This window comes from Winogradskyella psychrotolerans RS-3 (assembly GCF_000427335.1).
Lineage (GTDB): Bacteria > Bacteroidota > Bacteroidia > Flavobacteriales > Flavobacteriaceae > Winogradskyella > Winogradskyella psychrotolerans.
Window position 1 is genome coordinate 1 of sequence record NZ_ATMR01000126.1, and the last position, 17,865, is coordinate 17,865.

The 17,865-nt window shown below is 34.0% G+C and carries 20 protein-coding genes and 1 pseudogene; 14 read left to right on the forward strand and 7 right to left on the reverse strand.

Going from position 1 to position 17,865, the window contains the following annotated elements; translation table 11 throughout:
- Positions 1 to 28 precede the first annotated feature (28 nt).
- Positions 29 to 1,168, reverse strand: a complete 1,140-nt coding sequence (locus ADIWIN_RS12700) for a cystathionine gamma-synthase (protein ID WP_020895026.1) — start codon at positions 1,166 to 1,168, stop codon at positions 29 to 31.
- 137 nt (positions 1,169 to 1,305) lie between these two features.
- Between ADIWIN_RS12700 and ADIWIN_RS12705 the strand changes: the two genes are divergently transcribed.
- Entirely contained in the window at positions 1,306 to 2,025 is a 720-nt protein-coding gene (locus tag ADIWIN_RS12705; protein ID WP_081669580.1) for a DUF3298 and DUF4163 domain-containing protein, read from the forward strand.
- On the opposite strand, the gene ADIWIN_RS12710 is transcribed toward ADIWIN_RS12705, so the two are convergent.
- Genes ADIWIN_RS12710 through ADIWIN_RS21950 form a run of 3 tightly spaced genes read right to left on the reverse strand, consistent with a single transcriptional unit; the run spans position 2,022 to position 3,726 of the window.
- A complete protein-coding gene (locus tag ADIWIN_RS12710; RefSeq protein WP_020895028.1) occupies positions 2,022 to 3,269 on the reverse strand; it encodes a cation:proton antiporter in 1,248 nt (415 codons plus the stop codon). The genes ADIWIN_RS12705 and ADIWIN_RS12710 overlap by 4 nt on opposite strands.
- Before the next feature lie 2 nt (positions 3,270 to 3,271).
- The gene (locus ADIWIN_RS21945; protein WP_020895029.1) at positions 3,272 to 3,451 is read right to left on the reverse strand and encodes a hypothetical protein; all 180 of its coding nucleotides are present in this window, start codon (positions 3,449 to 3,451) and stop codon (positions 3,272 to 3,274) included.
- Between the two features lie 17 nt (positions 3,452 to 3,468).
- Positions 3,469 to 3,726, reverse strand: a complete 258-nt coding sequence (locus ADIWIN_RS21950) for a DinB family protein (RefSeq protein ID WP_020895030.1) — start codon at positions 3,724 to 3,726, stop codon at positions 3,469 to 3,471.
- An 80-nt stretch (positions 3,727 to 3,806) separates the two neighbouring features.
- Between ADIWIN_RS21950 and ADIWIN_RS12720 the strand changes: the two genes are divergently transcribed.
- From ADIWIN_RS12720 to ADIWIN_RS12730, 3 genes are read left to right on the forward strand one after another with little or no spacing between them, the layout of a single operon-like run.
- On the forward strand, positions 3,807 to 4,160 hold the full coding sequence (locus tag ADIWIN_RS12720) for an arsenate reductase family protein (protein ID WP_020895031.1): 354 nt from the start codon (positions 3,807 to 3,809) through the stop codon (positions 4,158 to 4,160).
- Positions 4,153 to 5,046, forward strand: coding sequence for a DMT family transporter (locus ADIWIN_RS12725; protein ID WP_040757302.1), 894 nt, complete (start codon positions 4,153 to 4,155; stop codon positions 5,044 to 5,046). The genes ADIWIN_RS12720 and ADIWIN_RS12725 overlap by 8 nt, the downstream gene beginning before the upstream one ends.
- A 1-nt stretch (position 5,047) precedes the next feature.
- Positions 5,048 to 6,181 carry a peptidogalycan biosysnthesis protein gene (locus ADIWIN_RS12730; protein WP_020895033.1) on the forward strand — a complete coding sequence of 378 codons (1,134 nt, stop codon included), beginning with the start codon at positions 5,048 to 5,050 and terminating at the stop codon, positions 6,179 to 6,181.
- Positions 6,182 to 6,183: 2 nt separating this feature from the next.
- Here the strand turns inward: ADIWIN_RS12730 and ADIWIN_RS12735 are convergent, their stop codons facing one another.
- Entirely contained in the window at positions 6,184 to 6,663 is a 480-nt protein-coding gene (locus tag ADIWIN_RS12735) for an acyl-CoA thioesterase (RefSeq protein WP_020895034.1), read from the reverse strand.
- Between the two features lie 122 nt (positions 6,664 to 6,785).
- On the opposite strand from ADIWIN_RS12735, the gene ADIWIN_RS12740 reads away from it, so the two are divergent.
- From ADIWIN_RS12740 to nadD, 3 genes are read left to right on the forward strand one after another with little or no spacing between them, the layout of a single operon-like run.
- Positions 6,786 to 7,643, forward strand: coding sequence for a YicC/YloC family endoribonuclease (locus ADIWIN_RS12740; protein ID WP_040757304.1), 858 nt, complete (start codon positions 6,786 to 6,788; stop codon positions 7,641 to 7,643).
- A 24-nt stretch (positions 7,644 to 7,667) separates the two neighbouring features.
- Positions 7,668 to 8,258: a guanylate kinase gene (gene gmk, locus ADIWIN_RS12745; protein ID WP_020895036.1), complete on the forward strand. Its 591-nt coding sequence runs from the start codon at positions 7,668 to 7,670 to the stop codon at positions 8,256 to 8,258.
- A gap of 24 nt (positions 8,259 to 8,282) precedes the next feature.
- Positions 8,283 to 8,861, forward strand: coding sequence for a nicotinate (nicotinamide) nucleotide adenylyltransferase (nadD, locus tag ADIWIN_RS12750; RefSeq protein ID WP_020895037.1), 579 nt, complete (start codon positions 8,283 to 8,285; stop codon positions 8,859 to 8,861).
- Between the two features lie 95 nt (positions 8,862 to 8,956).
- Here nadD and ADIWIN_RS12755 read toward each other — a convergent pair whose 3' ends face one another.
- A complete protein-coding gene (locus ADIWIN_RS12755) occupies positions 8,957 to 9,316 on the reverse strand; it encodes a YraN family protein (RefSeq protein WP_020895038.1) in 360 nt (119 codons plus the stop codon).
- Positions 9,317 to 9,499: 183 nt separating this feature from the next.
- On the opposite strand from ADIWIN_RS12755, the gene ADIWIN_RS12760 reads away from it, so the two are divergent.
- Together ADIWIN_RS12760 and ADIWIN_RS12765 are read left to right on the forward strand one after the other, a co-directional pair.
- Positions 9,500 to 9,802: a hypothetical protein gene (locus ADIWIN_RS12760; protein ID WP_020895039.1), complete on the forward strand. Its 303-nt coding sequence runs from the start codon at positions 9,500 to 9,502 to the stop codon at positions 9,800 to 9,802.
- Positions 9,799 to 10,152: a hypothetical protein gene (locus ADIWIN_RS12765; protein ID WP_020895040.1), complete on the forward strand. Its 354-nt coding sequence runs from the start codon at positions 9,799 to 9,801 to the stop codon at positions 10,150 to 10,152. The genes ADIWIN_RS12760 and ADIWIN_RS12765 overlap by 4 nt, the downstream gene beginning before the upstream one ends.
- On the opposite strand, the gene ADIWIN_RS12770 is transcribed toward ADIWIN_RS12765, so the two are convergent.
- Positions 10,144 to 11,070 (reverse strand): S66 peptidase family protein, encoded by a 927-nt coding sequence (locus ADIWIN_RS12770; RefSeq protein ID WP_040757330.1) that lies wholly within the window; start codon positions 11,068 to 11,070, stop codon positions 10,144 to 10,146. The genes ADIWIN_RS12765 and ADIWIN_RS12770 overlap by 9 nt on opposite strands.
- Positions 11,071 to 11,245: 175 nt before the next feature.
- Between ADIWIN_RS12770 and metG the strand changes: the two genes are divergently transcribed.
- The 5 genes and pseudogenes from metG (at position 11,246) to ADIWIN_RS12795 (ending at position 17,857) form a co-directional block, all read left to right on the forward strand.
- A complete protein-coding gene (metG, locus tag ADIWIN_RS12775; RefSeq protein ID WP_020895042.1) occupies positions 11,246 to 13,327 on the forward strand; it encodes a methionine--tRNA ligase in 2,082 nt (693 codons plus the stop codon).
- 150 nt (positions 13,328 to 13,477) lie between these two features.
- Positions 13,478 to 13,948, forward strand: coding sequence for a lipocalin family protein (locus ADIWIN_RS12780; RefSeq protein ID WP_020895043.1), 471 nt, complete (start codon positions 13,478 to 13,480; stop codon positions 13,946 to 13,948).
- Between the two features lie 93 nt (positions 13,949 to 14,041).
- Positions 14,042 to 14,749 carry a YiaD family glycine zipper/OmpA-like lipoprotein gene (locus ADIWIN_RS12785; RefSeq protein ID WP_020895044.1) on the forward strand — a complete coding sequence of 236 codons (708 nt, stop codon included), beginning with the start codon at positions 14,042 to 14,044 and terminating at the stop codon, positions 14,747 to 14,749.
- A gap of 89 nt (positions 14,750 to 14,838) precedes the next feature.
- Positions 14,839 to 16,954: pseudogene (locus tag ADIWIN_RS12790) on the forward strand (Tex family protein).
- Positions 16,955 to 17,857, forward strand: coding sequence for a histone deacetylase family protein (locus tag ADIWIN_RS12795; RefSeq protein WP_020895047.1), 903 nt, complete (start codon positions 16,955 to 16,957; stop codon positions 17,855 to 17,857).
- Positions 17,858 to 17,865 lie beyond the last annotated feature (8 nt).

The window sequence follows — 17,865 nt, forward strand, 5'->3', positions numbered from 1 at the left end:
TTTTTTTATATTCTACATTTTGGTCACCTCATCCTATAGCTTGTTCTAAATCTGCAATTAAATCGGCTTCATCTTCAATACCAACACTTAATCGAATTAGGGAGTCTACAACCCCTGTTTTTTCACGTTCTTCTTTTGGAATACTCGCATGCGTCATACTTGCCGGATGACCAGCTAAAGACTCAACTCCTCCAAGCGATTCTGCTAATGTAAAAATCTTTAATTTTTCTACAATTCTAATCGCTTCTTCGTAGTTATTTCCTTTGGTTGTAAAAGACACCATACCACCATAATCACTCATCTGAACTTTTGCAATAGCATGATTAGGATGATTTTTAAATCCTGGCCAATACACGTTTTCAATTTTTGGGTGGCTTTCTAAATACTCAGCTACCGCTCTACCATTTTCGCAATGACGTTGCATACGCACATGCAATGTTTTTAGGCCTCTTATAGCTAAAAATGCATCTTGCGGACCACAAATAGCGCCACTCGCATTTTGAATAAAATACAAACGCTCCGCCAAATCCTTATCTTTTACGATTAACGCTCCCATTACCAAATCACTATGTCCACCAAGATATTTGGTTACTGAGTGCATTACAATATCTGCTCCCAAATCTAATGGTCGTTGTAAATACGGAGTTGCAAAGGTATTATCTACTGCAAGTAACACGTTATGCTTGTTTGCGATTTTGCCAGTCTTTACAATATCGATGATATTTAGCATTGGGTTGGTTGGTGTTTCTACCCAAATTAATTTTGTTTTATCATTTATATAGTCTTCAATCCGCTCTGCATTTTCCATACCTATAAAATGAAATCTAATACCAAAGTCTTCGTAGATCTTGGTGAATAAACGATAGGTTCCTCCATATAAATTATTTGTAGAAATAACCTCATCGCCTTGCTTTAGTAATTTCAGAATGGCATCTATAGCAGCTAGTCCAGATCCGAATGCTAAACCATGTGTTCCATTCTCGACACTTGCAAAAGCGTTCTCTAATGCATGACGTGTTGGATTTGCTGACCGCGCATATTCATAGCCTTTATGTCCACCTGGAGTTGATTGTGCAAAAGTCGAGGTTTGATAAATTGGAGGCATTACAGAACCATAAGCAGCATCTGGTTTTTGACCACCATGTATTGTTTTTGTATTAAATTTCATAATAAAAAAGTTAAACGAAACCCACGAAAAAATTAACAAAATTATCGCGTTTGTATCATAACAAATTTAACCGATAATTCGTTCTATTCAAATCTATACAATACCTTTATTGTTTATTAAACTTAACTCTAAATACTGTGAAACACATAATTCCATTTTTAATATTTGTGATCCTTTTAAATTCATGCAGTTCTGAATTTAAACCTGCAACATTTGACACTATTACAGTTGAAGAACCCTTTGAGGCTGAAATTTCAGCGGTTTATAGCAAGGCAACAGGAAATACGGATCTCAGTAATAGTATAAATACAAACGTCGAAAATGCAATTATTGCAACTTTAAATACATCTGAAAACAAAACCAATTTAAAAACTGTTTTAAAAGCATTTAATGAAGAATATCTTAGTTTTAAAACGGAATATTCTGAAATAGACGAACCTGCTTGGGAGCTTCATATTGAAACAGAACTCGTTTACCAGTCTGAAGCTATAATTACGATAGCCATTAGCACATATGAGTTTAAAGGTGGCGCTCATGGAAACGATAAAATAAAATTATTAAATCTTGATGCTAAAAGTGGAAAAACCCTAGAAATCAATGATTTTATCACAGACCTAACGGGCTTTACAGCATTGGCAGAAACTCAATTTATTCAATCTTTAGAAGAGAACGAAGACCAATTAACTATTGAAAATTTCTTCTTCGGAGAACCATTTCATTTGCCTGAAAACATTGGGTTCAGTGAAGAAGGTTTGGTTTTAATTTACAATGTTTATGAAGTGGCTTCTTACGATCTAGGTTATACAGAATTTATGATTCCTTTTAGTGAAGTACAACCTTATTTAAAGATGAACTAGACTATTTTTTTGGTTAATCGCTTTATAATTGGGCCAACTGTTAATCCTTGTCCAACAATAGAAACAACAACGACAACGTAGGTTATCACTAAGAATAATTCTCGATGCATATCTTTTGTTAGGCTCAATGCCAAAGCAATAGAGATACCGCCGCGTAAGCCACCCCAAGTCATTATTAAATTTGTTTTTGGCACAAAATCCAATCGCTTTTCAAAGAATTTAATGGGTAACCAAAGTGAAATGTAACGACAAACTAATATTAAAGGAATCGCCAATAAGCCGGCATAAATGTATTTTCCATCTAATGTTAACACTAGCATTTCCATACCAATCATTACAAACAAAATAGTGTTTAACAATACATCGACGAGCTCCCAAAATTTATCTACATACAATTCTGTGGTTTCAGACATGGCAGAATTCCTTACCGTATCATTTCCAACAATAAGTCCCGCTGTTACCATGGCTAAAGGTGCTGACAAATGGAACTTATGTGCCAACATGGTACCGCCCATAACGCTTGCTAAGGTTAATATCACTTCTATTTCGTAACTATCAATCGATCGCATCAAACGGTATGTAACCCACCCCAAAAAAAGTCCCAAAATAATACCACCAATCACTTCTTGTCCAAATAAAGTGGCAATATCAGAAAACTCAATAGCAGCATCTGGTTTCGCAGCAATCGCAAAAATGGTTAAGAAGACGACAACTCCTACTCCATCATTAAACAAGGATTCTCCAACAATTTTGGTTTCTAGCTTTTTTGGAGCTCCTGCTTTTTTCAAAATTCCTAAAACAGCAATAGGGTCTGTTGGAGAAATTAAAGCTCCGAATAACAAACAGTAGATAAAATCTACATTTAAACCCATTAACTTTAAGACATAAAACATTGCAATACCAACTAAAAATGTGGACACCAAAACACCGACTGTCGCAAAAGCCATTATTGGCCAGCGCTGCACTTTAAGCTGATTAAAATTGGTATGTAAAGCACCTGCAAATAGCAGAAAACTCAGCATAATATCTAAGAGAACCGTTTCAAAATCTATCAACGCTATAAATTCTCGTTCTTGTACTAATAAGGTATCATCAAATTGAGCAATTCCTACTAAAACCACTGTAAATACAATGGTAATAACCATTAAACCAATAGTGATTGGTAATTTTAAAAACTTCTCGTTTATATAACCAAAGCCCGCAGAAAGAACGATTAAAATAGTAGCAATTGAATAGTAATCCATAGTTATAGTGATTTTCTGAGTGCTAAAATATACCCTAAATGAATACCTTCATGAAAATTATTGAAATCAATGGCTTCTTCAACATTACTTAGCGTGCTTTTTGTAGTCACGGTGTATTGATTATAAGTTTGAAAAATTTTATTATCGTAGTCCTCCTTTGTCTTTTCAATTGTGGAAAACAATAAGCCTTTTATAGTATCTACTTCAGATTGCGACAGATCTCGCTCCGTTTTTGTTCCTTTTTAAAACCTTCTACCATCTCATCAGAAACAACCATTGGCAATCCTGATAATTTGTATACCAATAATTGTTGCGTAACAATAGTATGTGCAATATTCCAAATGATATTATTATGAAATCCTTTTGGCACTTTATTCAACTCTTCTAAAGTGTGATTTTCAATAAAACTTTTTAATAATTTTCTATTTTTCAGTGCGACGTCTAAAACAAAATCCATAAAATCATATTTTTTTTAAAAGTAATAAAATTCATCAGAAATACGGTTTCTTTGCATTTTGAAATTAAACCGTTTTGATTATGAACAAAATATACTATTTAAGTAGCTGTAATACTTGTACTCGTATCATTAATGAGCTTAATCTTCCTGAAGGCTTTCAACTTCAAGATATAAAGACAGAACCTATTACTGAGGAACAGATTGCACAAATGAGAGCACTAACAGATAGCTACGAAAGTCTGTTTAGTAAGCGTGCTAGACTTTATAATGAATTGGGTTTAAAAGAGAAATCACTAACTGAAGACGATTACAAAAACTATATTTTAGAACATTATACGTTTTTAAAACGTCCTGTAATTTTATATAACGATTCTATTTTTATTGGCAATTCTAAGAAAACAGTAGAAGCGGCCAAACTCGCGATACATGAATAGTAGAAAATTCGCCATTTTCGCATTGATTATGGTGCAACTATTATATGGTCTCAATTTCACTATTGCAAAAACGGTAATGAATGAAAACTTCATTAAACCCTTTGGATTTGTTCTAATAAGAGTTGCTGGTGCCACGGTTTTGTTTTGGATTATGAGTCTCTTTTTACCAAAGCAAAAAATTGACAAAAAAGACTATCTAAAACTCTTTGTAGCTGCCATTTTTGGAGTCATGATTAATATGCTTTTCTTTTTTAAAGGCCTAGAATACACCTCTCCAATCCATGCTTCAGCCATTACCATTACAGTACCTATTATCATTTTAATTTTGTCTGCTATAATTTTAAAGGAAAACGTTTCTAAGCTAAAAATAGTTGGAGTTACTTTGGGCTTAATAGGCGCATTGGTTTTAACTATTTATGGTAAATCTGCAAGAGCTGGCGATAATGTGCCATTAGGTAATTTACTCGTGTTTTTAAATGCAATTTCATACAGCATCTATGTGATAATGATTAAAAAACTCACATTAAAATACCATCCATTTACATTTATTAAATGGTTGTTTTTGTTTGGTCTCATTATGTTAATTCCGTTTGGTTATAATGATTTAAAAGCTGTAGAGTGGCACACATTTACACCTAACGCCATTTGGTCTGTTGTATTTGTTGTTGTCGGCGCGACTTTCGGAACGTATTTATTTAACCCATTAGCATTAAACAAACTAAAAGCATCTACTGTAGGCATATTTATTTACCTTCAACCTGTAGTTGCAGGACTCTTTGCTATTTCAATAGGTGCAGATTTTATAGACTCCGTAAAAATCGGAGCCATGTTACTCATATTTTTAGGAGTATTTCTTGTATCTAAAAAACCTAAAAACGCCATTTAATTTGCCTCTAACATCTAAAGTTTTTAAAAGCATTGATACTATTCCACAACCTTATTGGGATAGTGTTAATTGCTGCATAAATATTTATTATTCACCCGAATTCTTAAAAGCTTTTGAACTTGCCAATACAGACATAGAATTTAATTATATTTTTATCCTTAAAGACCAGGAAGCTGTTGCTTTTGCCAATACTCAAATCGTAACCATCGGTGTTGAAACCATTACAAAAAACATTAAAATGTCTGACAAAATAAGACATTGGGTTAATAACATGTTCTGCAACAATCATATTCGTGTGTTGTTCTGTGGAAATGTGTTTTTAAGTGGTGAATATGGTACATTTTTAAAAGATGGTGAAGATAAAATCGACACGTTTAAAGCCATCGCCGAAGGTGTAAAACAGTTATCTAAATCCACAAAAAAACTAAGTGCTATTTTTATAAAAGATTTTAAAAACGAATCCCTTCCTATTACCAATTATTTAGAATCTTACGATTACGCAGCCATGCAAGTTGAGCCTAATATGATAATTACGCTACAACCAGAATGGCATTCTTTTGACGATTATACAACGGCTTTAAAATCTAAATACCGTGTAAAAGCAAATAGAGCCGATGCTAAAAGTGCCGATTTAAATGCTAAATTATTTTCTGAAGACGATATAGAAATACACAAAGATGCACTTCAAGAATTATACCAAAATACGATTGATAATGCTGATTTTAATGCCCAAATATTAAACCTCGATACTTATATTCATCTTAAAAGAACCTTTAAAGATTTATTTATAGTAAAGGGCTATTTTCTAGAAGAAAAATTAGTTGGCTTTTTATCTGCCATGCAAAACGACTCACATCTCGATGCGCATTTTATTGGTATCGATTATTCTCAAAATAAAGAATTTGCTATCTATCCCAGAATACTAAATGATTACGTAAGACTCGGAATTGAAACACAATCAACACAGATTAACCTAGGTAGAACAGCTTCTGAAATTAAAAGCACACTCGGTGCAGAACCAGAAGCGCTAACCTGTTATTGTAAGCACAAACGATACATACCAAATCAGATTTTAAAGCCGTTTATAAAAAACGTGGAGATAAAATCTTTTAAGCAACACTCGGTTTTTAAGTAAAATTATAACTTCATAGGTTTTGGTCGCACGCCATGCTTACGCGTATCCTCTTTTGTCAATACCTTAAAACTTTCAGACTTCGGGAATTTATGAGCCAATTCTAATAATGGTTCTGGTAGACTCGTTAATTTTCTTGCTTTAAGATCTATCCAACCACCTTGCATTTCGCAATACGCTAAATTTTCACCTTTATGATTGTAAAAATTATGCTCAAACATAAACAACATACCATCTTCACTTAAGCCAGACACTTCAATAGTTACCGTAATTGGAGTTCCTAGAAATGATTCCTTAAAATAATACATGTGTTCGTAAAACACGACAGGACCAACATTGTATTTCATTATTTCTGGCATTGAAAAACCTTGCTCAGTAAAGAATGCCATACGTGCATGACTCATAAAATTGGTATAAGCAGAATTAGCTAAATGACCATTAGCATCCACATCACTCCAGCGAATTTCAAACTGTTTTTTATACATAAATTTTCTTTCATTTTAGGTTTACAAAGTTATAAAAGTCTGATTAGAGAACATGACGCTTTCTAAACTATTTAAAACCATTCAATTTTGTACCTTTGCGCAACTTTAATTGTAATGATTTAATGATACAATCCATGACAGGTTATGGGAAATCTGTGCTACAGCTCCCAACTAAAAAAATATCTATAGAATTAAAATCTCTAAATAGCAAAAGCTTAGACCTCAACGCTCGTATGCCTTCTATGTATAGAGCAAAGGAATTAGACATAAGAAAACTTATTGCTAGAAACCTTGTTAGAGGAAAAGTAGATTTCTCACTATTTGTAGAAATTACAGGAGAAGACACCAGTTCTAAAATTAACAAGACAGTCGTAAAAGAATACATTAAACAGCTTAAAGAGGTTGTAGATGGCGATGCTATTGAGTTATTAAAAATGGCGATTCGTATGCCAGATGCTATAACTACAGAACGTGATGATATCGATGAAGAAGAATGGTCATTAATCAGTGAGGAAATAGATAAAGCCATAGCAAATATTGTAATCTATAGAGAAGATGAAGGAGCGACACTAAAGCAAGATTTTGAAGATAGAATTAGCACTTTAAGGCGTTTATTAAACGAAGTTATTACGATGGATCCTGAACGTATTGACGGCGTAAGAGCGCGTTTAGAAAAGGGCATTTCTGATATTAAAGAAAAAGTAGATGAAAACCGTTTTGAGCAAGAATTGGTTTATTACATAGAGAAATTTGATATTACTGAAGAAAAAGTAAGACTAGAAAATCACTTAGATTATTTCACAAAAGCTTTAGATTCTGAAGATTCTAACGGAAAGAAATTAGGTTTTATTTCTCAGGAAATCGGAAGAGAAATCAATACTATTGGTTCAAAATCTAATTATGCACCAATGCAAAAATTAGTAGTTCAGATGAAGGATGAACTTGAAAAAATTAAGGAACAATTATTAAACGTACTTTAATTAGTAAGCAGTAAAACATACATTTTGTCAGAAATTAAAAACGAAGTCCAAGGCAAACTCATTGTGTTTTCAGCACCATCTGGTTCTGGAAAAACAACCATAGTTCGCCACCTATTAAAACAGCAAGAACTCAATCTAGAATTTTCTATCTCTGCAACATCGCGCGACAAACGTGGTAATGAGGTTAATGGAAGAGATTACTATTACCTATCGCTTAAAGAATTTAAAAACCGAATTAAAAACGATGAGTTTTTAGAATGGGAAGAGGTCTATAGAGATAATTTTTATGGGACGCTAAAAACTGAAATTGAACGTATTTGGGCAAAAGGAAAGCATGTTATTTTTGATATTGATGTATCAGGAGGCTTACGTATCAAACGAAAATTTCCAGAGCAAACTATCGCAATTTTTGTAAAACCACCAGATTTAAATGAGTTGGTAAGACGACTAAAAGATCGCGGTGAAGAAAGTCCCGAAAAAATAAGCATGCGTGTGGCAAAAGCACCAGCAGAACTAGCTACAGCTCCACTTTTTGATGAAATTGTAGTTAATTCTGACTTAGACAAAGCTTTAAATGATGCTTATAAATTGGTTTCAGATTTTATAAAAGAGTAGACACTGAAATAAATTCAGCATAAAATGAAAATAGGATTGTATTTTGGCACGTTTAACCCCATTCACGTTGGACATTTAACTATTGCCAATCATTTGGCTGAGCATAGTGATTTAGACCAGGTTTGGTTTGTGGTCACTCCGCTAAGTCCTTTTAAAAAGAAAAGCAGTTTACTAGACAATTATCACCGTTTAGAAATGGTTCATCTGGCGACAAAAGACTATGATAAACTGAGGCCAAGCGATATTGAATTCGGGTTAAAACAACCCAACTACACCATTGATACGCTAACTTATCTCTTTGAGAAATATCCAAATTATGAGTTTGCCTTAATTATGGGAGAAGACAATTTAAAAAGTCTCCATAAATGGAAAAACTATGAACTCATTCTAGAAAATCATAGTATTTATGTTTATCCTAGACTATCTGAAGGTAAAATAGACACTCAATTTAACGCTCATTCTAAAATTATAAAAATTGATGCACCAATTATGGAGCTCTCTTCAACCTTTATTAGAAAGGAAATTAAAGACGGAAAAAATGTGCGTCCGATCTTGCCAGAACATGTATGGCAATTTATTGATGAGATGAATTTTTATAGGTAACACATTCTTGTGAAGGCAGGAATCTCTTTTAGTAATCACTTAACAGTTTGAATGTATAGTTTTTTAAATTCATGAGATACCCACTTTCGTGAGTATTAAAAATGATAAAAAGCATTCTCATAATGAGTCAATTGCTCTGTCTTCTTATTTTTTAAAACAGCAATAATATCAAAACGAGTTTCTAAATCAATATCATTTTCAATTATAAAAGCATCCATAGCTTTCACTAATAATTTGATTTTATTAGGCGTAACAAACTCTTGCGGATCACCAAAAAAATCAGAATTTCGTGTTTTTACCTCTACACAAATCATTTCATTATTATGTTTGGCTATGATATCTATTTCAGCTTTTTGAAATATATAATTACGAACAATGATTTCATACCCTTTTTTTATGAGTAATTCTGTTGCGAGTTGCTCACCTAGTTTGCCAAGTTCGTTGTGTTGTGCCATTTTTCAGTCTTCAGTTTACCGTTTTCTCTCAAAAAAGTTAGAAATACTTTAGAGTTAACTTCAATATACAAAATTGCAGCATCTTAAAAGCAAAATGAAACAATCTGAGTCAAAGCATCTTTGTTTAAAGCACATAAAATCTTACAATTAGCCATATCTTTGTAATGCTTTAAAACACGCGAAATGGCTAGTCATATTAAATGCCCAAATTGTGGTCTCTATAATACAAATCAAGACTATTGCACCAATTGCAATACGCTATTATCTTATAAAAAAAGACGAGAATTAACGTTTGCTCAAGATGAAAAAGAGCGTCGTGAACGCGAGCGTATTCAAAAAGAAGCCTCTCCATCGTTTTATGAAAAGCATAAAGATCACCGGTTTTTAATAGTGCGTGTTTTTGTTAAAGTTATACACTCTATTTGGATGGGATTTGTAGCCATCGGAATGTTTATTGCTTGGCTAATAACTGCTATTGCAGCATGAGCATTTTAAAGCACCCTATTTTCTATATCAGTATATTAGTCGCTTCTGCATTATACATTGCAAATCGTTTTGAAGTACCACTTCCTAATTGGATGTATTTTTACATCAATGACTTTTTATGTATGCCTATTGTGTTAAGTACAAGTTTAGCAACTCTAAGAATCATCAAGAAAACTGAAACACTTTACGTACCAGTTACCGTCGTTTTAGCCTTAACGCTGTATTTTTCCTTATATTTTGAATGGCTAATGCCACAAATTAACACACGTTATACGAGTGATTTAATTGACGTTGGACTCTACTTTTTAGGAGCCATTTTGTTTTTCAAGTTTCAAAAGCAATTATTCTGAAAATTTTAAAGTCGATTGCGCTTTACCAACTTTTAACTCTATAGTTCGTCCCAAAACCAACGCACGGTTGTCTTTTTCGTGTCCTGCAGGCATATTGAAGGTAATTGGAAAATCGTAATCTTCTAATGCATCTAAAATCAATTGCTCTATCGAAGTACCCCAAAGTGTCGTATTCTTTCGCATTCTAGACATATCACCAACCACAAGCCCATTCAAATTATCAAAATAACCGGCGCGTTTCATACTTTGCAACATACGGTCAATATGATATTTATATTCACCAATTTCTTCAATAAAAAGAATTTTTCCAGAGGTATCTATACTCTCTCTAGAACCCAACATGGTATGTAACATCGTTAGATTTCCTCCGACTAATTCTCCTGAAGTTTCTCCTACTCTATTATAGTTTGAGCCTTTTAAAGTATAGTTTTCAGGATTTCCGAAAATAGCCGATTTAAACGTTTCAACAGATTCCTTTATATCATTCAAATCTTTGGTTAAACTCACACACATTATAGCATGTAAGGACTGAAACCCTTCATTATGAACCTGATTGTGCAATGCTGTAATATCGCTATAACCAATAATCCATTTCGGATTTTTCTTAAATTTAGTATAATTCAATTTATCCAAAATCCTAACCGTTCCGTAACCACCTCGCGCACACCAAATCGCGCTAATTTTAGGATCGTCCATAGCGTTTTGCAAATCTTCGCAACGTTCGGCATCTGTACCAGCAAAATGATTAGATTGGTTAAAAACATGTTTACCAACAATAGCATGCAAACCCCAACTTTCTAGAAGTTTTACAGCGTCTTGCACTTCTCCTACTCTACTTTTTAAAATCCCAGAAGGCGCAACAATAGCCACAGTATCTCCTGCTTTTAAATAGGGTGGTTGTATTAATTGTGAAGCCATTTTGGTAGGTTTATTAGTTTCTATCTGCGCTTGTACTTCGGATTGTGAAATAAAAATCAAAACGAAAACAAGATACATAAAGTGATGTCTAAAAGTCATAAATAGTGCTTTTGGTAAAAGTACATTTTTTTTCTAAATCCCTTATATATTACGTACTTTTGTGGCTTTCAAAAAAATGAAAACCATGTCGAAAAGATATACCATAACAGCAGCATTACCATATACAAACGGCCCAATTCATATTGGACATTTAGCTGGTGTTTATGTGCCTGCAGATATTTATTCTAGATACTTAAGATTAACGGGCAATGACGTTGCTTTTATTTGCGGAAGTGATGAGCACGGTGTGCCGATTACCATCAAAGCGAAAAAAGAAGGGGTCACTCCACAAGATATTGTGGATAAATATCATGCCATTATCAAACAGTCTTTTATTGACTTTGGTATTACTTTCGATAACTACTCACGTACTACAGCAAAAATCCATCACGATACGGCTCAAGAATTTTTCAAAACCCTTTACGACAAAAACGAGTTTGTAGAAGAGGTTACTGAACAATTATATGACGAAGAAGCGAATCAGTTTTTAGCTGACCGTTTTGTAACAGGAACCTGTCCTAAATGTGGCAACGAAGAAGCTTATGGAGATCAGTGTGAAAGCTGTGGATCGAGTTTAAATGCTACAGATTTAATAAACCCTAAATCGGCAATAACAGGAAATGTACCTTCTTTAAAAGAAACCAAACACTGGTTTTTACCTTTAAATAAACATGAAGATTTTCTACGCGAATGGATTTTAAAAGGCCACAAAAAAGATTGGAAACCTAATGTTTACGGTCAGGTGAAATCTTGGATTGATGATGGACTAAGACCAAGAGCGGTAACCAGAGATTTAGACTGGGGAATTCCGGTACCTGTTGAAGGTGGCGAAGGTAAAGTCCTTTACGTTTGGTTTGATGCCCCTATTGGTTATATCTCTTCTACAAAAGAATGGGCTGCACGCGAAGGTAAAAATTGGGAAGATTATTGGAAAGATGAAGACACTAAACTGGTTCATTTTATAGGAAAAGATAACATTGTCTTTCACTGTATCATTTTCCCATCGATGTTAAAAGCAGAAGGTTCTTATATTTTACCAGAAAACGTTCCTGCTAACGAATTTTTAAACTTAGAAGGTCAGAAATTATCGACTTCTAAAAACTGGGCCGTTTGGTTACCTGATTATTTAATAGACTTTCCTAATCAACAAGATGTGTTGCGTTACGCTTTAACGGCAAATGCACCAGAATCTAAGGATAACGATTTTACGTGGAAAGATTTTCAAGCGAGAAACAATAATGAATTGGTAGCTATCTTCGGAAACTTTATCAATCGTGTGGTGGTTTTAACGAATAAATATTACGACGGTATTATCCCGACACCATCGGACTATTCTACTATTGACGAAGAAACTTTAGCAGCTGTAAAAGCCTATCCTGCTGTGATTTCGAGCTCTATTGAACGTTACCGTTTTAGAGAAGCGAGTCAGGAATTGATGAACTTAGCACGACTAGGAAATAAGTATTTAGCTGATGAAGAGCCATGGAAAACGTTTAAAACAGATGAAGCACGTACTAAAACCGTAATGTTTGTGGCTTTACAAATTGCGTCTGCCTTAGCTGTTTTATCAGAACCGTTCTTACCATTTACCTCAACCAAGTTAAAAGGTATTTTAAATTCGAATGATAACGGATGGGAAGACGTTTCAACAAAAGACATTTTAATTCCCGCATCACATCAAATTGGAAAAGGAGAATTATTATTCTCTAAAATTGAAGATTCTGAAATTCAAATACAACTCGATAAATTAGAAGCAAGCAAAAAAGCTAATGAAGCTGAAAAGAAGGCAACAGAACCTCAAAAGGATGAAATTACGTTTGAAGATTTTACAAAATTAGACTTGCGTGTTGGTACTATTATAGAAGCTGAAAAAATGCCAAAAACCAAAAAGCTTTTAGTCTTAAAAGTAGATACTGGTATTGACACAAGAACGATTGTCTCTGGTATTGCCGAAAGCTTTTCTCCAGAAGACGTCATAGGCAAACGCGTTACCGTTTTAGTGAATTTAGCGCCAAGAGCTTTACGAGGAGTTGAGAGTCAAGGTATGATTTTAATGACGGAAGACGAAACTGGGAAATTGGTATTTGTTAATCCTGATACTTCGACTGCGCTCAGCACAGGTATTGAGGGAGTTAAAAATGGTTTACAGATTAGTTAAGCACTCAATCTTTTCATTTTATATTATACAAAATGGAGCCTATAGTAGGCTCCAATTTTTTTTTTGCTAATGCATCAATAATTTTTTCTTTACAAGCAAGCCACGGACTACCCTTTAAGTAATTTTGAATTCAAACATTACCTAAAGACAATGAAAAAAATAGCACTATTATGTTTAACGGTCTGCTTTTTAGCTTGTGGATCGTCAAAAACCGTTCGTCAATCTAAAAAAACGATAAAAGGAGATTGGACATTAACGTCCATAAAATCTTCAGCGATTGGAGATTTAAAAATTACACTTCTTAACGATGCAGAAAAAGCCTGTTTTGAAAATAGTACATGGCAATTTATACCTAATAACAATACAGGAAACTATACGCTTTCAGGAATGAGTTGTGACACAGAACAACGTTATTTCGCATTCACTATAGACGAAGTTAATGAAGACACTGGCTTATATAATTTCTTATTAAAACCTACAAATGAAAAAGGTAAATCTGAAACTAATGTAGGATTTAGATTAGAACTCACAGCACTTTCTGAAACTACCATGCAATGGCAACAACTAGTGACTTTAGAAGGAAGGCCCATCACCATTACTATGAACTTTACAAAATATTAAATTATGAAACGAGCATGTTCAAAATTTTATCACCTAAAGGGATGATTAAAAGCGAACAGCATGTGACCATTAAAAAACAATAAATAAAAACATATGAAACTATTAAATTATAAATCAAATTTAGCCATAACACTATCATTACTTTTAGTATTAATGACAAGTTGTAAGGCTGTAGACAATGCAAACAATAAACAAAAAGGAGCAGCCATTGGAGCTGCAGGTGGAGCACTACTTGGTGCTATCATTGGAAACAACGTAGGTAAAGGTGGCAAAGGTGAATTAGGAGCGGTTATCGGAGGAGTTGTTGGCGGTGGAGCTGGTGTACTCATTGGAAACAAAATGGATAAACAAGCTCAAGAAATTGAAAGTGAAATTCCTGGCGCAACTGTTGAGCGCGTTGATGATGGTATTGTACTGACCTTCGACGAGCAAAGTGGTGTTTATTTTGATACTGAAAAGTATAATATTAACGCTAAATCTCAAGAAACATTAAACAAATTAGCAAGTGTATTTACGGAATACCCAGACACAAATATTCTTGTTGTTGGCCATACAGATAGTTCTGGTAATGATGCTTACAACTTAACTTTGTCTAAAAACAGAGCAGAAGCTGTAACCAATTATTTAACAGGGAAAGGCTTAGGTACCGCACGCTTTACAACACATTGGTTTGGCGAAGAGCAACCGAAGTACGACAATACAACAGCAGACGGACGTTCTAAAAACAGACGTGTAAACATTGCGATTGTTCCTAATGAAACGATGGTAAATGATGCAAAAGTAGAAGCTGGCTCTAATTAATAACTTTTGCTGAAACTATTCGGCAATTACATCAGAGTTAGATATATTACAGACCTTATAATTTTAAATTTATAAGGTCTTTTTTTATGATGATAAAATATATAGTTCAACACACACAATTAGCAGAAAAAAATATAAAAAGTACGATTCAATTATTGAATGAAGACTGTACTATTCCTTTCATTTCACGCTACAGAAAAGAAGCTACAGGAAATCTAGATGAAGTACAAATTGGAGACATTGTTAAATACAAAGAATTATTTGAAGCTTTAGAGAAACGAAAAATAGCCATTATAAAAGCTTTGGAAGACCAAGACGTTTTAACCGAAGACCTAAAACAAAAGATTGAAAACACTCAAGACGTAACAACGCTTGAAGATCTCTATTTACCTTTCAAGAAAAACGAAAACAAAAGCCGAAACCGCTCGTAAAAATGGTTTGGAACCTTTGGCTAAAATCATAATGAGCCAAAAGGCAAGTGATATTGAATCTATTGCTCTAAAATATACCAAAGGCGATATCGCAACTGTAGAGGATGCTTTAGAAGGAGCCAGACATATCATTGCCGAATGGATTAATGAACGCACTGATATTAGGAATAGTTTACGGAACGAATTAGAACGACATGCTCAAATTACGACCAAAGTAATTAAGTCTAAATCTACAGACGAAAAAGCGCAAAAATTCCGAGACTACTTTGATTGGTCTGAATCTCTATCACGAATTCCTTCACATAGATTATTAGCCATTTTAAGAGCAGAAAGCGAAGGCTTTATCCGTGTGAAAATTGAAGTTGATGCTGTTAGAGTTTTAGAACGTATTGATAATAGAATCATACAAAGCCAAAATGCTTGCGCAGATCAAATAGAATTGGCCATTTCAGATGCCTATAAACGTTTATTATTTCCATCATTAAGTAATGAAGCCCTTCAAAAGGCAAAGGAAAAAGCCGATGAATCTGCGATTACTGTTTTTGCTAAAAATTTAAAGCAATTATTATTAGGCTCACCTATTGGTGAAAAACGGGTTTTAGCCATCGACCCTGGTTTTAGAAGTGGTTGTAAAGTCGTTTGCTTAGATGCACAAGGTGCTTTAAAGTACAATGAAAACATCTATCCACATGCCCCAAAAAATGATAGTATTGGTGCCATAAAAAAGATTTCTTCTTTAGTCGAAGCTTATAAAATTGAAGCGATTGCCATTGGAAATGGAACGGCATCACGAGAAACTGAAGCTTTAATTCGAAAAATTCAATTTAAAAACGATATCCAAGTGTTTGTGGTTAGTGAAGCTGGTGCGAGTATTTATTCGGCTTCAAAAATAGCTAGAGATGAATTTCCAAATTACGATGTTACGGTTCGTGGTTCGGTTTCTATTGGAAGACGTTTACAAGATCCCTTAGCCGAATTGGTAAAAATTGATGCAAAATCTATTGGAGTTGGACAATACCAGCATGATGTGGATCAAACAAAGCTTCAAAAACAACTCGATGTTGTGGTTGAAAATTGTGTGAATGCCGTCGGTGTTAACATTAACACTGCAAGTACACCGCTACTCAGTTCGGTTTCTGGAATTGGACCAAAATTAGCAGAAAATATTTTTAATTACCGAAACGAAAACGGCGCATTTAAATCGAGAAACGATATTAAAAAAGTACCCCGATTAGGTGGAAAAGCTTACGAACAAGCTGCTGGTTTCTTAAGAATTCGCGATGCCAAAAATCCTTTAGACAATTCATCTGTACATCCTGAAACTTATAAAATAGTTGAAAAAATGGCTAAAGATGAAGGAGTTTCACTTCAAGACTTAATTGGAAATAAAACCATTCTTCAAAATATAGATTTAAATAAATATTATACAGAAACGGTTGGTTTGCCCACGCTTCAAGATATTATTAAAGAACTAGAAAAACCTGGATTAGACATTAGAGAACAAGCTAAAGTTTTCACCTTTAATCAAAATATAAAAACCATAACTGATTTACACGAAGGGCAATTGTTACCTGGTATCGTTAATAATATAACCAATTTTGGGTGCTTTGTAGATGTTGGGATTAAAGAAAGTGGACTAATTCATGTTTCAAATTTATCAGATAGTTTTGTAAAGGACGTTAATAAACACGTACACTTACATCAGCAGATTATTGTTAAAGTTTTAGAGGTTGATGTGGCTCGAAAACGGATTCAGTTAAAGCTTCATAAATAAATGCTCAAAATAGCTTTTCATCCCATATATAAACATCCACTTCCTGTAGGACACCGGTTTCCTATGGAAAAATACGAATTATTACCACAGCAACTTTTGCACGAAGGCACCTGTACTCATGCTAATTTCTTTCAACCAGAAAAACCTAATGATAAGTATATTGTTGCCGTTCATGACCCTGAATATTATTATGATTTAATTAATATCACTCTAAATCAGCGCGCCGCCCGAAAAATAGGGTTTCCGTTAAGTAGAGCTTTAGTACACCGTGAAATATTAATTGCAGATGGCACAATTAAAGCTAGTGAATTTGCTTTACAACATGGCATTGCTATGAATATTGCAGGTGGCACACATCATGCATTTACCAATCGTGGTGAAGCATTTTGTTTGCTAAATGACCAAGCCATTGCTGCGCGATATCTTCAAAGTAAAGGGCTCGCTAAAAAGATTTTAATTGTAGATTTAGATGTACATCAAGGTAATGGAACGGCAGAAATTTTTCAGAATGATGATTCCGTTTTCACTTTTTCAATGCATGGTAAAAGCAATTATCCTTTTAAAAAGGAAACCAGTGATTTAGACATCGCTTTAGAAAATGATACTGACGATTCTACCTATTTAAACCTTTTAAAAAACACATTACCAAAACTCATTACACAACAACAGCCCGATTTTATCTATTATTTATGCGGAGTTGATGTGATTAAAACCGATAAATTAGGAAAATTAGGTTTAACCGTTGAAGGCTGTAAAGCTAGAGACCGTTTTGTTTTAGAACAATGTAAATTAAATGAAATTCCTGTAATGTGCAGTATGGGAGGTGGTTATTCTCCCGACATCAAAACAATAGTAAATGCACACGCTAACACGTTTAGACTAGCGCAAGAGGTTTACTTTTAGACCAAAAT

Bases quoted from the DNA above. Each gene is read 5' to 3' on its own strand.
- ADIWIN_RS12700 (WP_020895026.1), bottom strand. From the start codon at position 1,168: ATGAAATTTAATACAAAAACAATACATGGTGGTCAAAAACCAGATGCT.
- ADIWIN_RS12710 (WP_020895028.1), bottom strand. From the start codon at position 3,269: ATGGATTACTATTCAATTGCTACTATTTTAATCGTTCTTTCTGCGGGC.
- ADIWIN_RS21950 (WP_020895030.1), bottom strand. From the start codon at position 3,726: ATGGATTTTGTTTTAGACGTCGCACTGAAAAATAGAAAATTATTAAAA.
- ADIWIN_RS12720 (WP_020895031.1), top strand. From the start codon at position 3,807: ATGAACAAAATATACTATTTAAGTAGCTGTAATACTTGTACTCGTATC.
- ADIWIN_RS12725 (WP_040757302.1), top strand. From the start codon at position 4,153: ATGAATAGTAGAAAATTCGCCATTTTCGCATTGATTATGGTGCAACTA.
- ADIWIN_RS12735 (WP_020895034.1), bottom strand. From the start codon at position 6,663: ATGTATAAAAAACAGTTTGAAATTCGCTGGAGTGATGTGGATGCTAAT.
- ADIWIN_RS12740 (WP_040757304.1), top strand. From the start codon at position 6,786: ATGATACAATCCATGACAGGTTATGGGAAATCTGTGCTACAGCTCCCA.
- nadD (WP_020895037.1), top strand. From the start codon at position 8,283: ATGAAAATAGGATTGTATTTTGGCACGTTTAACCCCATTCACGTTGGA.
- ADIWIN_RS12755 (WP_020895038.1), bottom strand. From the start codon at position 9,316: ATGGCACAACACAACGAACTTGGCAAACTAGGTGAGCAACTCGCAACA.
- ADIWIN_RS12760 (WP_020895039.1), top strand. From the start codon at position 9,500: ATGGCTAGTCATATTAAATGCCCAAATTGTGGTCTCTATAATACAAAT.
- ADIWIN_RS12765 (WP_020895040.1), top strand. From the start codon at position 9,799: ATGAGCATTTTAAAGCACCCTATTTTCTATATCAGTATATTAGTCGCT.
- ADIWIN_RS12770 (WP_040757330.1), bottom strand. From the start codon at position 11,070: ATGGCTTCACAATTAATACAACCACCCTATTTAAAAGCAGGAGATACT.
- metG (WP_020895042.1), top strand. From the start codon at position 11,246: ATGAAAACCATGTCGAAAAGATATACCATAACAGCAGCATTACCATAT.
- ADIWIN_RS12780 (WP_020895043.1), top strand. From the start codon at position 13,478: ATGAAAAAAATAGCACTATTATGTTTAACGGTCTGCTTTTTAGCTTGT.
- ADIWIN_RS12785 (WP_020895044.1), top strand. From the start codon at position 14,042: ATGAAACTATTAAATTATAAATCAAATTTAGCCATAACACTATCATTA.
- ADIWIN_RS12795 (WP_020895047.1), top strand. From the start codon at position 16,955: ATGCTCAAAATAGCTTTTCATCCCATATATAAACATCCACTTCCTGTA.